The organism is Caproicibacterium sp. BJN0003, assembly GCF_026314295.1.
Lineage (GTDB): Bacteria > Bacillota > Clostridia > Oscillospirales > Acutalibacteraceae > Caproicibacterium.
In genome coordinates this window covers 56,406-69,994 of sequence record NZ_CP111108.1, presented here as the reverse complement: position 1 = coordinate 69,994, position 13,589 = coordinate 56,406, and the positions used below count along the sequence as shown (strand labels likewise).

Annotated in this window: 16 protein-coding genes; 7 read left to right on the top strand and 9 right to left on the bottom strand. The window is 44.6% G+C overall.

The genetic code is table 11. The annotated features are described in order from the left end of the window. Window positions 1-104: 104 nt before the first annotated feature. Window positions 105-1,463 (top strand): sodium-dependent transporter, encoded by a 1,359-nt coding sequence (locus OP489_RS00385; protein WP_266162413.1) that lies wholly within the window; start codon window positions 105-107, stop codon window positions 1,461-1,463. 172 nt (window positions 1,464-1,635) lie between these two features. Here OP489_RS00385 and lepA read toward each other — a convergent pair whose 3' ends face one another. From lepA to OP489_RS00370, 3 genes are all read right to left on the bottom strand, one after another. Continuing rightward, on the bottom strand, window positions 1,636-3,447 hold the full coding sequence (lepA, locus tag OP489_RS00380) for a translation elongation factor 4 (RefSeq protein ID WP_266162412.1): 1,812 nt from the start codon (window positions 3,445-3,447) through the stop codon (window positions 1,636-1,638). 108 nt (window positions 3,448-3,555) lie between these two features. Continuing rightward, window positions 3,556-3,819 carry a hypothetical protein gene (locus OP489_RS00375; protein WP_266162411.1) on the bottom strand — a complete coding sequence of 88 codons (264 nt, stop codon included), beginning with the start codon at window positions 3,817-3,819 and terminating at the stop codon, window positions 3,556-3,558. Between the two features lie 18 nt (window positions 3,820-3,837). Then, window positions 3,838-4,080: a hypothetical protein gene (locus tag OP489_RS00370; RefSeq protein ID WP_266162410.1), complete on the bottom strand. Its 243-nt coding sequence runs from the start codon at window positions 4,078-4,080 to the stop codon at window positions 3,838-3,840. Between the two features lie 74 nt (window positions 4,081-4,154). On the opposite strand from OP489_RS00370, the gene spoIIP reads away from it, so the two are divergent. Next, on the top strand, window positions 4,155-5,237 hold the full coding sequence (gene spoIIP, locus OP489_RS00365) for a stage II sporulation protein P (protein ID WP_266162409.1): 1,083 nt from the start codon (window positions 4,155-4,157) through the stop codon (window positions 5,235-5,237). A 2-nt stretch (window positions 5,238-5,239) separates the two neighbouring features. Here spoIIP and gpr read toward each other — a convergent pair whose 3' ends face one another. Beyond that, window positions 5,240-6,037, bottom strand: a complete 798-nt coding sequence (gene gpr, locus OP489_RS00360; protein ID WP_266162408.1) for a GPR endopeptidase — start codon at window positions 6,035-6,037, stop codon at window positions 5,240-5,242. A gap of 155 nt (window positions 6,038-6,192) precedes the next feature. Between gpr and rpsT the strand changes: the two genes are divergently transcribed. Continuing rightward, the gene (rpsT, locus tag OP489_RS00355) at window positions 6,193-6,456 is read left to right on the top strand and encodes a 30S ribosomal protein S20 (protein ID WP_266162407.1); all 264 of its coding nucleotides are present in this window, start codon (window positions 6,193-6,195) and stop codon (window positions 6,454-6,456) included. 135 nt (window positions 6,457-6,591) lie between these two features. Continuing rightward, a complete protein-coding gene (locus OP489_RS00350) occupies window positions 6,592-6,744 on the top strand; it encodes a hypothetical protein (RefSeq protein WP_266162406.1) in 153 nt (50 codons plus the stop codon). Between the two features lie 130 nt (window positions 6,745-6,874). Here the strand turns inward: OP489_RS00350 and OP489_RS00345 are convergent, their stop codons facing one another. The 5 genes from OP489_RS00345 to OP489_RS00325 all read right to left on the bottom strand — a co-directional run bounded on the left by OP489_RS00345 (window position 6,875) and on the right by OP489_RS00325 (window position 12,393). Beyond that, entirely contained in the window at window positions 6,875-7,918 is a 1,044-nt protein-coding gene (locus OP489_RS00345) for an LCP family protein (RefSeq protein ID WP_266162405.1), read from the bottom strand. Continuing rightward, window positions 7,899-9,299: a sugar transferase gene (locus tag OP489_RS00340; RefSeq protein WP_266162404.1), complete on the bottom strand. Its 1,401-nt coding sequence runs from the start codon at window positions 9,297-9,299 to the stop codon at window positions 7,899-7,901. Before OP489_RS00340 ends, OP489_RS00345 begins: the two co-directional genes overlap by 20 nt. Before the next feature lie 159 nt (window positions 9,300-9,458). Beyond that, a complete protein-coding gene (gene spoVAE / locus OP489_RS00335) occupies window positions 9,459-9,815 on the bottom strand; it encodes a stage V sporulation protein AE (protein ID WP_180341757.1) in 357 nt (118 codons plus the stop codon). Window positions 9,816-10,125: 310 nt separating this feature from the next. Continuing rightward, complete coding sequence (locus OP489_RS00330) at window positions 10,126-11,820, bottom strand: phospho-sugar mutase (RefSeq protein WP_266162403.1); 1,695 nt, start codon at window positions 11,818-11,820, stop codon at window positions 10,126-10,128. A gap of 108 nt (window positions 11,821-11,928) precedes the next feature. Then, window positions 11,929-12,393: a metallophosphoesterase family protein gene (locus OP489_RS00325; protein ID WP_266162402.1), complete on the bottom strand. Its 465-nt coding sequence runs from the start codon at window positions 12,391-12,393 to the stop codon at window positions 11,929-11,931. Window positions 12,394-12,472: 79 nt separating this feature from the next. Here OP489_RS00325 and OP489_RS00320 point away from each other — a divergent pair, with 79 nt between their 5' ends. Genes OP489_RS00320 through OP489_RS00310 form a run of 3 tightly spaced genes read left to right on the top strand, consistent with a single transcriptional unit; the run spans window position 12,473 to window position 13,586 of the window. After that, window positions 12,473-12,682 carry a hypothetical protein gene (locus OP489_RS00320; protein ID WP_266162401.1) on the top strand — a complete coding sequence of 70 codons (210 nt, stop codon included), beginning with the start codon at window positions 12,473-12,475 and terminating at the stop codon, window positions 12,680-12,682. A 1-nt stretch (window position 12,683) separates the two neighbouring features. Continuing rightward, window positions 12,684-13,142 (top strand): hypothetical protein, encoded by a 459-nt coding sequence (locus tag OP489_RS00315; RefSeq protein ID WP_266162400.1) that lies wholly within the window; start codon window positions 12,684-12,686, stop codon window positions 13,140-13,142. Window positions 13,143-13,178: 36 nt separating this feature from the next. Then, on the top strand, window positions 13,179-13,586 hold the full coding sequence (locus tag OP489_RS00310) for a hypothetical protein (protein WP_266162399.1): 408 nt from the start codon (window positions 13,179-13,181) through the stop codon (window positions 13,584-13,586). Window positions 13,587-13,589: the final 3 nt, after the last annotated feature.

Genomic DNA, 13,589 nt, shown 5'->3' with positions numbered 1-13,589 from the left:
GTTTTTCGTCAAAATAAATGCTATAATAATTTTATCTATTCAAAAATTTAAAGTGCTAAATTAGCATTTTAATTTTTTTTCAAATGAGGGGGTAAATAGATCTTATGAATCAAGAAACAAAAACCCGCAGCACTTTTTCCGGTAAAGTCGGATTTGTATTAGCTGCAGCGGGCAGTGCAGTCGGCCTGGGGAACATTTGGCGTTTCCCATATCTTGCCGCAAAATACGGCGGCGGTATTTTCCTGTTTGTTTACATTATTCTTGCGGTCACCTTTGGTTTTGTGCTGATGATCACAGAAATTGCAATCGGGCGGAAAACCGGTCTTTCTGCGATCGAAGCCTATGGCGCTATCAACAAGAAATTTAAATTTCTGGGTGTTCTTACTTCTCTGGTGCCAATCATCATTCTGCCTTACTACAGCGTAATCGGCGGCTGGGTCATGAAATATCTGGCGGTCTACATTGCTGGTCAGGGGAATGAAGCTGCTGGGGCAAAATTCTTCGGCAACTTTATCAGTGAACCAATTGAACCGGTTCTCTGGTTCTTGTTCTTTATCGGCCTCACCGCAATCATTGTTCTGTTCGGTGTACAAAAAGGTGTTGAAAAAGCCAGTCGAATTCTGATGCCGGTACTGGTCGTTTTGTCCGTTGCAGTAGCAATCTACTCTGTCACTTTGCCCGGTGCGATGGAGGGTGTTAAATATTATCTGCTGCCCGATTTCAGCAAATTCTCCATCAATACCGTTCTCGGTGCTATGGGACAGCTTTTCTATTCTTTGAGTCTTGCTATGGGCATCATGATTACTTATGGCTCCTATATGAAGCGGGATGTAGACCTTGTGCAGTCTGCCCGTCAGATTGATATTTTCGATACCGGCATTGCTTTTATCGCCGGCCTGATGATTATTCCGGCTGTCTTCGCCTTTACAGGAGAAGCTCCTAAAAAAGCAGGTCCTGGTTTAATGTTCCAAGCTCTTCCGCAAGTTTTTGCGAATATGGGCTTTGGTACTGTTGCCGGTATTCTCTTTTTCTTGTTGGTTTTATTTGCAGCATTAACTTCTTCGATCTCGTTGATGGAAACTGTCGTTTCCATTTTCCAGGACAAACTCGGGTGGGAACGTCGCGGAACCTGTCTGGTTGTTCTTTTGGGTGCAATTGCCATTGGGATTCCATCCTCTCTGGGATTTGGCCCTTGGTCAATGGTTCAGATCATTGGTATGGATATTCTGGACTTCTTTGATTTTATCAGCAACAGTGTTCTGATGCCAATCGTTGCTCTGCTTACCTGCATCTGCATTGGTCATGTTGTTGGTCCAAAGTTTGTGGAAGACGAAATCAGCCTTTCCGGAAAATTCCGGGAAAAGAAAATGTACAATGCAACAATTCGCTGGATCGCTCCGGTCTGTATCGTAGCAATTCTTATTTCCAGCGTTATGAGTGCTCTGGGAATCATCACAATCTAATTTTTTCCAAAATGCATTCTTAGTAATTTGAGCCGTCCTCATAATTTGGGGGCGGTTTTTTGTTATCTAAAACATGGGATTAAACGGCAACACAAGTGCCCCGCATTTTTACATGCAGGGCTTTTTAAACTTATTATTAAATCCCATATAGGATTTCTCAGTCAAGCAGTTTTTAATCATCATCCAATTTTAAGACTGCCATAAATGCTTCCTGCGGGACTTCTACCGTGCCAAGTTTGCGCATCTTCTTCTTGCCTTCCTTCTGCTTTTCCAGAAGCTTTTTCTTACGGCTGATATCACCGCCGTAACATTTTGCAAGAACATCTTTACGCATCGCCTTAACCGTTTCTCTTGCGATAATACGCCCGCCAACACAAGCCTGAATCGGAATTTCAAAAAGTTGGCGAGGAATTTTATCCTTGAGTTTTTCTGCCATTTTCCTCGCACGTGAATAAGCTTTATCGGAATGAATAATAAAAGAAAGTGCATCCACGACTTCGCCGTTGAGCATAATATCGAGTTTGACAAGGCTGCTCTTTTGATAGCCCTTTACCTCATAATCAAAGCTCGCATAACCGCGGGTTTTACTTTTAAGTGCGTCAAAAAAGTCATAAATAATTTCGTTTAACGGCAAAATGTAATGAATATCGACCCGGTCCGTATCCAGATACTGCATATCTTGAAAGACACCGCGCCGATCTTGGCATAGTTCCATAATATTGCCTACATACTCGCTGGGCGAATAAATATGTGCATCCGTCATAGGTTCGCGTGCTTCGGCAATCAGAGAAGGATCTGGATAATTTGTCGGATTGTCAATATAAACCGTTTGTCCATCCGTTTTGACAATTTCATAAATAACGCTGGGCGCTGTCGTGACCAAATCAAGATGATATTCCCGCTCCAGCCGTTCCTGAATAATCTCCATATGCAGAAGCCCTAAGAAACCGCACCGAAATCCAAAGCCAAGCGCGACACTGGTCTCTGGTTCAAAGGAAAGCGCGGCGTCATTGAGCTGCAGCTTTTCGAGTGCATCTCGCAAATCCGGATATTTTGCGCCGTCTGCGGGGTAAATACCGCAGAAAACCATCGGCTGAGCTGCTCGGTAGCCAGGCAGCGGCTCCTTTGCAGGATTGTCTCTCAGCGTGATAGTATCGCCTACCCTGGCTTCACGCACTTCTTTAATGGAAGCGGTCAGATACCCCACTTCGCCTGCCTGCAGTTCCCCTGCATTTTCAAAAGAAGTCGCGCGCATATAGCCGCATTCCACTACGGTAAATTCGCCGCCGGTAGACATTACACGGATTACATCGCCGTTCTTTACGGTGCCGGACATGATACGGATATGCGCTACCACGCCTTTATATGCATCGTAATAGCTATCGAAGATCAGTGCCCGCAGCGGTGCCGTTTCATCTCCCTGCGGTGGCGGAATCAGTGAAACGATCTGCTCCATAACTGCGGGAATGTTTGTCCCCAGCTTTGCGCTGATACAGGGTGCATCCTCTGCGGGGATTCCAATCACATCTTCGATCTCAGCTTTTACCCGTTCGGGATCGGCGCTCGGCAAATCAATCTTGTTGATGACCGGTACGATCTCTAATCCGGCGTCTACCGCGAGATAAGTATTGGCAAGTGTTTGTGCCTCAATGCCCTGTGAAGCGTCCACAACAAGGACTGCGCCTTCGCACGCAGTCAAGGATCGGCTGACTTCATAATTAAAGTCTACATGACCGGGGGTGTCGATCAAATTAAAGACATAATCGAGCCCATCTTTTGCTGTATAGACCAGCGTAACCGCATGTGCCTTGATGGTAATCCCGCGCTCACGCTCCAGATCCATATCGTCCAAGATCTGATCTTCCATCTCGCGCAGAGGGACCGATTTTGTCTGCTCCAAAATTCGATCGGCAAGTGTGCTCTTGCCATGGTCAATATGTGCGATAATACTGAAATTGCGGATTCTTTCCCGTGGGATTTTCAAAGATCACCGCTCCTTTTCTTTTTAAAATGAATCATTAAAGTAAATTTTATTATACCATAAACCTTAAAAAAACGGAACTGCCTTTCTTCTCTTGCAGTTCCGTCTTTTTTATTTTTTACGGATTTTTCTCTGCGGACGATGATAACGGCGGCGAGCAACAAATCCTTGACGGCTCAACGGGTTTTTAACCGCCACAATCATTGTCCCGACCAAAATCACCAAAAGTAAAATCCAGCCTAAAATTCCGAACGTATTTAAAAGCAGGTCTCTAGAGCTATCTTTCGGTGCCTCGAGAGCAGCAGCCGCAGCAGAAAAAGGCGACATCATAAAAGTACCAAAAGCGAAAGCCCCAATTTCCGCCTGCTTTTTCATTCTGCCGCCTTCTTTCTTTCAGGATTCCAGTGATTCCGGACATATCAATTCAACAAATTGATCATACCATACATCTGTTGCGAAAGAAAGGGGTCCGAGGCGTTTTGTCATGGGACGCACCCTGTCAAGATAAAGCGTATGTGCATCCCCAAAACCAATCCATCGACAATTTACGTCCACCGTCATCAGCAAAAGTCCTGTTCCCAGCACTAAAAGGGTTATTCCGCAAGAGCATAAAACGATTTTCCAAGTAGACCGCATTTCCATTCCCCCATTCATATTTTCCCCAGTTTTCCCATATACTCCAACAAAACAAGGACAGGGAGGGATTCTTATTGGGCAAATACCTTCGTACAGCCGGAACCGCACTCCTAGCTATTTTTTCCTTCGCCTGTGTGTTTTCGAGGCTGCCGGAATTTTCCGCTCAGCAGGCTGCCGTTGCCGCTGCAGATACGGCTCTGCCGCTGGGTTTTTATCATGAAGTCGTCAATCCACATGAACCGGAGGCACTTAATTCTTTGCCTCAATCCGTTTATATTCCGCCGGTTTCCTCTAATTCCGGCGTTTCTTCAGACAAGTCATCAGCAGCAACTAATGAATCTTCTGAAGCTGCTTCTGGAAGTCTTCCTTCGGATTCCCTTTCTGATTCTCTTTTAGACGGAAACATTCTCGAAACTGATCTTTCTCAAGGTGGAACAGAGCAAAATGGAATCTTTATCAAAAATTCAACTGCCGGGAATTCCGTTGATGTAGCAGATGTTCTTTCACAAAAAACGACTCTGAACATTCATAAAGACGGCAGCCCAATGGTATTGATCTACCATACACACACCTGCGAAGCATATGCGGGCGTTACCAGCAGCGATGATCCAACTCTCAGCGTTGTGGCGGTAGGGGATGCCATTGCCGAAGAATTAAAAGCAGCAGGGATCGGCGTCATCCATGATACCACAATCCACGACAGCCCTAATTATGATGGCTGTTATGACCGCAGCTGTGCTACCGTTCAAAAAAATCTTGCTCAATATCCCAGCATTCAGGTAACACTGGACATTCATCGAGATTCCATGACGACAAAGGATGGAATCCGCTATAAACCAACCGCTATCATCAATGGAAAACGGGCTGCACAGGTCATGATCATTTCAGGATGCGACGACGGCACGCTCAATTTTCCAAACTGGGCGGAAAATCTAAAGTTAGCAGTTCGTCTGGAATCAGGCGGCGCACAATTTTCAAAACTGATGCGTCCACTCGATTTTACCAACCGCCGCTACAATGAAGAACTCACCAACGGTTCTCTGCTCTGTGAATTCGGCACAGAGGTAAACACACTGGATGAAGCGGTTTATTCCGGCCATCTCTTTGGTCAAGTGCTTTCACAGGAACTTTCAAAAATAGCACAGGATGCGGGATAATTTTAAGCAAGCATAAGCTGTTCATACGTTTCGGGATCGATCGAATCATTTGCCGCACAGTTGATTGCAAGCGCCAAAAGTCCTGCCGCACGTGACACAAGCGAATCAATGCCGCGGGGCGTTACCATCATAGTGCCGGCACCTTCTACCTCTCCGGTGCAGAGGTCCTCGCAGAGTGTCGCTGCATCCACCACAGTCGGCACACCAAGTCCAATCACCGGAGCCCCTATTGTTTCTTCATCAAGGCGCGGCCTATCATTGCGCACGCCGGAACCAGGTGCGATTCCGCCGGTAGAAATCTGTATCGTTTTGCAAAGCCGATGCAGTCTGCCTGCCGCCAGTGCATCCACGGCGATTACCGCCACCGGATGAATCTTTTGTACTAATGCGCGCAAAAGTTCCGCTGTTTCAATTCCCGTCGTTCCCAAAACACCGGGCTTTACCACTGCGACCGAACGCAGCTCTCCTAAACCGACTTCGTGTGCGACTGCACCTTTGATATGACGAGTCGCAAAAACTTGATCTGCACAAATAGGACCAAGTGCATCCGGCGTCATATCTGCATTTCCGAGGCCTGCTACCAAAATTTCTCCTTTTGGGGGTAAAAGTTTCTGCAGCTCGTCCGTTATCAGCCGTCTTAGAGACGCTTCTTCATCATCTCCACCACCAATCCGTGGTGCTTCAATCGTCACATAACAGACTTCTCCTTCTTTTGATCTGCGCACTGGGAATCCACGCAAATTTTCTTTTTGTGTTGTTTTTCCGTTGCGTTCCATTGCAAGATCTGTTCGATATGCCATTAAAATCTTCCTCCTGTCTTTGTTTTTTATAGTCTGTGCGGATTTTTGTAGATTATTTTTTCAAAAACCAATGTTTTTCGAGAAATTTGCTTGCTTTTTCATGGTCACAATGCTATCATTAATAATATGTGACGACCGTAAAAGGAGGTGCAACTATGCCGAACATTAAATCCGCGAAGAAGCGCGTAAAGGTTATCGCTACAAAAACGATGATCAACAAGTCGATTAATTCTGAACTTAAGACCGATATAAAGAAAGCAAATGCCGCCGTTGACGCCAAAGCAGAAGATCGTGCCGAGGCCGTGCGTGTCGCCGTAAAAGCTATCGACCAAGCAGCTGCAAAGGGCATTTTGAAAAAGAATACCGCTGCCCGCAAAAAGTCCAGCTTGAATCGCAAGCTGAATGCTGTAAATGCTTGATTTAAAAGAATCTAAAAGCAGAGCTTTGGCTTTGCTTTTTCTTTTTGCTTTTTTCCCTCGACAACGAACACTTGACTTTTCTCCATCAAATGGATATGATAAAAGAAATGAATCGACTATCGGGAGGTGTCCATTATGAGAACAGAAAATAAATACTCTGTACTGATCGCAATTATCTCAGCAGTTTCAGCGATTGCCGCTGCCACTGTCGCAGTGGTCCTCTTCTTTGAAAAAAAGAAAAAAGATGAAGAAGAGTTGGATCATTATTTAGACTGCTCCATCCAGTAATTTAAATCAGTATTTTCAATTTTGGCCCTGCATCGGAAAAATTTCGATGCAGGGCCTTTTTCATCCTTACAAAAACGGCTGCAAAAAAGCTGCCACTCCAAATTGGAGCAGCAGCTTTTTATTTTCTTTCTTATGTCTCGTTATAAATAAAAGAACGAATTCGTTTGCCGGCATTGCTCAAATTATAGCGCCAAACCCATCCGGCATCCCCATAAATACCAGACTGTACATCAGTCTCATACTTAATATCTGGGACTGTAATTTTCTCTAACGACGGTTTACTGCCCAAGAATGGCACATAACTCAAAATGGTATCCTGAGAAAGACTTGTCTCGCACATTCCCATAGCGGTGCGCACCAGCGCTGGATATTCCGTCATAGGCATTGCTTCTACTTTGTCCAAAAGATAGCCGAGCACTTTTTGCTGACGGTCTGCACGGGCATTATCGCTGTCATCTTCACGGATTCGAGCATAAACAACTGCCTGATTGCCGTTTAAATGCTGTTGACCTGTTGTTTTAATCATCTGAGTATTTCTCTCCTGTTCGGTTTCTGAACCCCAGATTACATCATTCATTTCCTTCATTTCGGTATCAGAGATATCCATATCAATTCCACCGACGGAATCAATCAGATCCGCAAATTGTGCAAAATTAACTGTCACATAATCCTGAATATCCATATTGTAATTCTCATTTAAAGTGCGAATTGCAAGAGGAGCCCCGCCATAAGCATAAGCATGCGTAATTTTCTCTTTTCCATGACCATCAATCGGCACATAGCTATCGCGTAAAATGGAGGTTAGTTTCACTTTAGAATGTGTTTTATCGATGGAGAGAATGATCATCGAATCTGAACGGCCATCGTCGGAGCTTTCGTCTCTGGAATCCACACCAAATAAAGCGATATTAGTCACACCGGTTTCTTTCATATCGTCCTGCGCATTTGAGGCAATGCCCAATGCCGAAGCACTGCGGTCAATCGCCTTAACGGTAAGTGGTGCAAACATATACTGGTAAGCAACCACAGTAATGGTTCCCAATACAACAAACAAAATTGAAAGCGTTAAAAGCACTGCTCTGCCCGCTGAAATCGGCATCTTTTTTCGCTTTGATGAAGAACGGGATTCGTATGTATCGGGCCGATAAGACCGATTATTGCGATTCTGACTCATCTTTTTCACCTTTTTTCTCATTTTTGGTCTTGACTATTTGCGGTGATTTTTTAAAGGCTTCCGTACTTTCAGAAGCTTTTAGAAAAATCGTGAGCGTCTGGAAAATCAGCTTCAGATCCTGCCAAATACTATACTGCTGAATATACATAAGATCCATCATCAGTTTATCTTTGGGTGAAGTATTATACTTTCCCTGAATCTGTGCGAGTCCGGTCAATCCAGCTTTTACACGCAGCCGATATTGGAACTCCGGTAAAGCATTCGTATATTTTTCAACATTTTCCAGCATCTCAGGCCGCGGCCCGACAATACTCATATCTCCCTTAATAATATTAAAAATCTGCGGCAACTCGTCCATTCTGGTTTTGCGCAGAAACTTTCCGGGAGAGGTAATACGTTCATCATCCTCTGTTACAGAACGATTTACACAATTTTCCTCCCGCATGGTACGAAATTTATAAACAGAAAAGACTCTTCCATCTTTTGTCATTCTTTTTTGTTTAAAAATAATATGACCGCCGTCGCAGACTTTAATTGCAATTGCACTAGCGAGCATCAAAGGACTTGTGATAACCATCGCGATAATAGAAAGGATCAAGTCCATGGTTCTTTTCACAAAGCGCTGTTCCAAGGTAAGCGTTTTTACCTGAAACGTCACCATCGGTGTATCATCCATAGTGGTGGCTTTTGCCCCCAAAGAAACAACATCGCGAATTTCAAAATCATAATAGATGTTTTTATTGGCAGCATAACAGTATTCTACCAAATAAGCTCGTTCCTCCGGGGGAACCTCATAGAGAAACACAGTATCATTCTGGTCAATAAGCTGGAGCACGTCTGGATTACTAAACGAAATCACCTGATTAATACGGTATCTTTTATGATAGCGTCCAATTTTTGGCAATAAGTCGCCTACACCCTTTGCGCCGGTTATGACACAGCAATCCTCTGTAGGATTAATGGTAAAATAAATAAAGTTTCCAAAATAAGTCCAAAGAACAATTACGGGGATCTGCAGAAGGAACACCAAAAGTAAAAGCTGTGGGTTCTCATATACAAATGAAGAGTTATTTCCATCATTTGTATTCATAATGCAGAGCATTAAATGGGTCACCAAATCTGTCATCAGGGCAGCCAGTACCATCGAACGTGCAAGCTCCTTGCTCTTTTGTTCACCAATCCGAAAACCGCCGTAAATTACAATCATCAGTCCGCCAAAAAGCGTAAATGTAATCATCGTTACAGCCGCTGTACGGGAAGGGTGCCAAAGCCAGGGATTTTCTTGTCCAAAAATCACAAAGAAAATCAAAAATAATGCTGCAAACAGAAAAAGCTTCAACAGAAGTACAATGGTGGCCTCGCATTTTTTCAGGATTCGCAAAGGAAAACCTCCCTAAAAGAAACGAGTCCGGCCCATCTATAAACGGGGCCGACAATTAATAAACATTTTTTATTATACCAAACACGACAAACTTTTACAATATCTTTATCCAAAAATTCAAGTTGTCATTTTCTTTTAGCCCCGCTTTCCCATACATTTTCAGCTTTTATCCCCAGGCCGTGCAAAGAGCGCTGCCAAAAATCCGCATATAACTGCGCCCGCAATTCCTGCGGCACCAGCCGTCAATCCTCCGGTAATAATTCCGAGTGGGCCATAAAGCCGCACTGCCTGAAGCGTTCCTTTTGCCATCAGATATCCGAACCCAGTGAGCGGCACTGTCGCTCCGGCGCCCGCCCAATTAACAAGCGGCTCATAAATTCCCAATCCACCCAGCACAACGCCCGCCACAACAAAGCTCACCAAAATTCTCGCCGGTGTCAGTTTGGTAAAATCAATGAGAAGCTGTCCAACAACACAGATCAAACCGCCTACTAAAAAAGCACGTAAAATATCCATTTTATTCACCTCAGCGTTAGTATTTGCCAAGGTGTTTTCGCTTATCCTAAAACAAAAATTCTTTTTTACAGAAAAAGAGGCTGAGAGAAAAAACCCTCAGCCTCTCGTCTCATACAGATCCTTCTTACTCCTAGAAAGCAAGATGTGCAAAAAAATGCACGGCGCTCATTCAAATATATCACGCGGACCCCGTTGGTCCAGTCCTGTATTGTTTTTGATTATATCTTGTCTAAACAATTATGTCAATCAAGTTTCGTATAATTCACAGAAATTTATTATTTCGTACACAAATTATATCATTTCTACCAAATTATTTTGGCTGAATCAAATCCGTTCCCGCTTTTTTCAAAATTTCGATCAACTTAATCCCCTCCTGCAAGTCTTTTCCTTTTGCAGAAAGATAAACTTTGATCTTGGGTTCTGTCCCGGAAGGACGCACAATAATCTTGCAGTCACCTTCCATACGGAACTCCAACACATTTGATTTTGGCAAGTCAATCGGGGTTTCACCGTCTTTATCATGGCGGATGCGCATCTCATAATCGCTCCAGCAAGATATCGGGAATCCTCCCAGTGATCTCGGCGGCTCTTCCCGCAGGTGATCCATGATTTTCTTCATCTGCTTCATGCCGTCTTCGCCTTCAAAAGCAAAATTCAGCAAATCGTTCCGATAGAATCCATGCTCGCGATAGAGTGCTTCCATCGCATCTAAAAGCGTCATATTTTTTTTCTTATACCAACTTGCCATTTCGCAGATCAGCATGCTCGCATTAACAGCATCTTTATCACGCACATATCCGCCGGAAAGATATCCATAGCTCTCTTCAAATCCAAGAAGATAGCGATCTTCTTCGCCTTTTTCTTCCAAAGAGGCAATCTGATCCCCAATGTTTTTAAAGCCGGTAAGCACGCGATGCAGCTCAATGCCATATTTTTTTGCAACAGGATCCACCATATCTGTGCTGACGATCGTAGTGACCGCCACCGGATTTTTTGGCAGAATTCCGCGTTCTTTTTTGACATGGGCAATAAAATCAAGCAGCAAAACACCGACTTCATTTCCACTCATCAGATGGAACTCCCCCTGCTGATTGACCGCAATTCCGCAGCGGTCACAATCCGGATCTGTAGCAACAAGCAGATCCGGCTGCACTTTTTCGCAGAGTGCTAGTCCGGTTGCAAGTGCCTCGCGGATCTCCGGATTCGGGAATGGACAGGTAGGGAAGTTGCCATCGGGTTTTTCCTGCTCCGGAACGACCGTGACATTCTTGACTCCGATACGGCGCAGAATCTCCTTTACGCAGACAAGTCCAGTTCCGTTAAGCGGTGTGTAAACGACTTTCAGATTGTCGCAGTCGTCTGAAAGGATTCGTTCCGCTTCCACCTTTTGCAGGAAAGATTCAATCACATCCTCGCCCATATAGCTGATGCATCCCTCTTTTAATCCATCCTCAAAATTCATAGTCTTTGGATCTTCAAAAAGGTCGAGTGCTTCAATCTCGTTCATCACATCGTCTGCCATCTTTGCTGTAATCTGGCAGCCATCAGAACCATATACTTTATAGCCGTTATATTTGGCAGGGTTGTGACTTGCGGTCACACAGACGCCGGCATCACAATGAAGATAGCGCACTGCAAAGGAAAGCGTTGGGGTAGGGGAAAGCCACGGATAAATATAAGCTTTAATTCCATTTGCCGCCAGCACCGACGCAGTCTCTTTTGCGAAAAGCGTGCTCTTAATGCGGCTGTCGTAAGCGATTGCCGCCGATTTTCCCTGATGTTTTAAAAGATAATTTGCAAGTCCCTGTGTCGCCTTACGGACCGTATAAATGTTCATACGGTTCGTCCCTGCTCCTAAAACACCCCGCAGCCCAGCGGTACCAAATTCCAAATCCCGGTAAAACCGGTCGTTGATTTCTTCCGGCTGATTCTTAATTTTTTTTAGTTCTTCTGTCAGATCGGGATCTTCCAGATTCCGGCTGAGCCATCTGTCATATTCCTTCATGGTCGGTTCCTCCCGTTTTCATTTAAATTACCAAACTAAAAAAGTTTTTTATTCTTGATTTTTCCAAAAGAATAGCATGATTGCGTATTTCTGTCAACGAAACCGGCATTACAGCCGAATAATATTGGTTACGATTCCCGCGGGAGTCAAGTCAAGAATCCCATAAGTCGCATCCATTCCATGTAAAGAGCCGGGATTCATCAAATAAAGCCCGTCCTCATAATCGGTCATGCTTTCGTGTGTATGTCCAAACAGAGCCACATCTGCGCCCTGTTCTCTCGCTTCGCTCTTCAATTGGTATAATCCATACTTTACATTCTGCGCATAGCCGTGGGTAAAAAAGATCCGTTTTCCTTCAATCGTTACGATCTGCTCCATCGGAAGATTGCAGCTCCAGTCACAGTTCCCACGCACCATATAAAACTGTTTTTCAGGGAATTTATGCTTTATCATTTCTGCTTCGTCTGCGCCGTCTCCCAAATGGATCACCACTTCGGCCTTTGGCTGCCTCAAAATTGCCTCCTGCAAAGACCAGCTGTCGCGGTGTGTATCAGAAACGACAAGAATTCTCATCCGCCCGAACCCTCCTTCGTAATTCATCATATTTTATCATGCAGGCTCATATATATTCTACAGGAAAGGGGTTGAAAAAATGAATCGAAATAACCAAAACCGCCCCAATCAAAATAGTTCTGCCGGAAATAATACCAATGGTCAACAAAAAGTACAGCAAATGATGCAGAAGCTCTCTAAAGAAGACGCACAAAAAGTGCAAAGCATTCTGCATAATAAAGTTGCTTTGGAACAATTGCTCTCCACGCCGCAGGCGAAGGAACTCATGAAAAAATTCGGAGGCAAATAAAATGGATGATCTCTCGCAAAAACTCTCTGCCATGCTGAAAGACCCTAATATAATGTCACAGGTGCAGAGTGTTCTTAATTCCATGGGAGGAGGAAACTCTGCTTCGCAGCAGTCCTCACAGCAAAATCCAGTTTCTACTGCGCCTTCTGTTTCTTCAGGTCCTGCCCCTTCATCCGGCACCAGCGGGCCTCCGGCGAATGGACCCTCCTTTGGAAATCTTGCGGGAATCTTAGGCGGACTCGATATGAACACACTAGGACTCATCGCAAAGCTTGCACCAATGATGCAAAGTTTTCAGACCGAAGACAACAGTACTCGTCTATTGCATGCACTGCGCCCCATGCTCTCAGAAGCGCGCCAAAAAAAGCTGGATGAAGCAGTTCGCCTTCTGCAAATGATGCGCATGCTTCCGGCGCTGAAGAATTCCGGAATCCTAGGTAATCTAGGTGGAATACTGTAAAATTCAAAAAATTTTCAAAAAAAGGAGACGGCGGATTTGGAAACGGATAACTTTCAAAAACTTCAGCAGGAAGCGATCCGGCGTGCACAGGAAATGCAGCGGCAAGCAAGCCGCATCCAAAATGCCCATTTTTCGGCACCCAATTCTATCCCTGTCGCTTCCCCTCATAATAATAATGCCGGACAGTCATATCCGCAGCAAAGAGCAGAAGAACCCGCCGGAAACGTCCAGCAACAAAAGAGGCCTGCCTCTAACGTTTCTGAGCATTCCTCTGTATCTGAGAGCCCTCCAAACTTAGATACGTCTTCTGAGCCACAGGAAAGCGCCTTCTCGGCTATTTTAAAGGATGGAGAACGAAATCTTCTTTTATCCATTCTTCTTCTCCTGATGGAAGAAAAAAGCGATCCGAGTCTTCTTTTGGCATTTCTTTATATGCTGTTATAAAGC

Coding starts and splice junctions, on each gene's coding strand:
- OP489_RS00315 (WP_266162400.1), top strand. CDS start 12,684: ATGGATGATCTCTCGCAAAAACTCTCTGCCATGCTGAAAGACCCTAAT.
- rpsT (WP_266162407.1), top strand. CDS start 6,193: ATGCCGAACATTAAATCCGCGAAGAAGCGCGTAAAGGTTATCGCTACA.
- OP489_RS00345 (WP_266162405.1), bottom strand. CDS start 7,918: ATGAGTCAGAATCGCAATAATCGGTCTTATCGGCCCGATACATACGAA.
- OP489_RS00325 (WP_266162402.1), bottom strand. CDS start 12,393: ATGAGAATTCTTGTCGTTTCTGATACACACCGCGACAGCTGGTCTTTG.
- gpr (WP_266162408.1), bottom strand. CDS start 6,037: ATGGCATATCGAACAGATCTTGCAATGGAACGCAACGGAAAAACAACA.
- OP489_RS00330 (WP_266162403.1), bottom strand. CDS start 11,820: ATGAAGGAATATGACAGATGGCTCAGCCGGAATCTGGAAGATCCCGAT.
- OP489_RS00385 (WP_266162413.1), top strand. CDS start 105: ATGAATCAAGAAACAAAAACCCGCAGCACTTTTTCCGGTAAAGTCGGA.
- OP489_RS00370 (WP_266162410.1), bottom strand. CDS start 4,080: ATGCGGTCTACTTGGAAAATCGTTTTATGCTCTTGCGGAATAACCCTT.
- OP489_RS00375 (WP_266162411.1), bottom strand. CDS start 3,819: ATGAAAAAGCAGGCGGAAATTGGGGCTTTCGCTTTTGGTACTTTTATG.
- OP489_RS00320 (WP_266162401.1), top strand. CDS start 12,473: ATGAATCGAAATAACCAAAACCGCCCCAATCAAAATAGTTCTGCCGGA.
- OP489_RS00350 (WP_266162406.1), top strand. CDS start 6,592: ATGAGAACAGAAAATAAATACTCTGTACTGATCGCAATTATCTCAGCA.
- spoVAE (WP_180341757.1), bottom strand. CDS start 9,815: ATGGATATTTTACGTGCTTTTTTAGTAGGCGGTTTGATCTGTGTTGTT.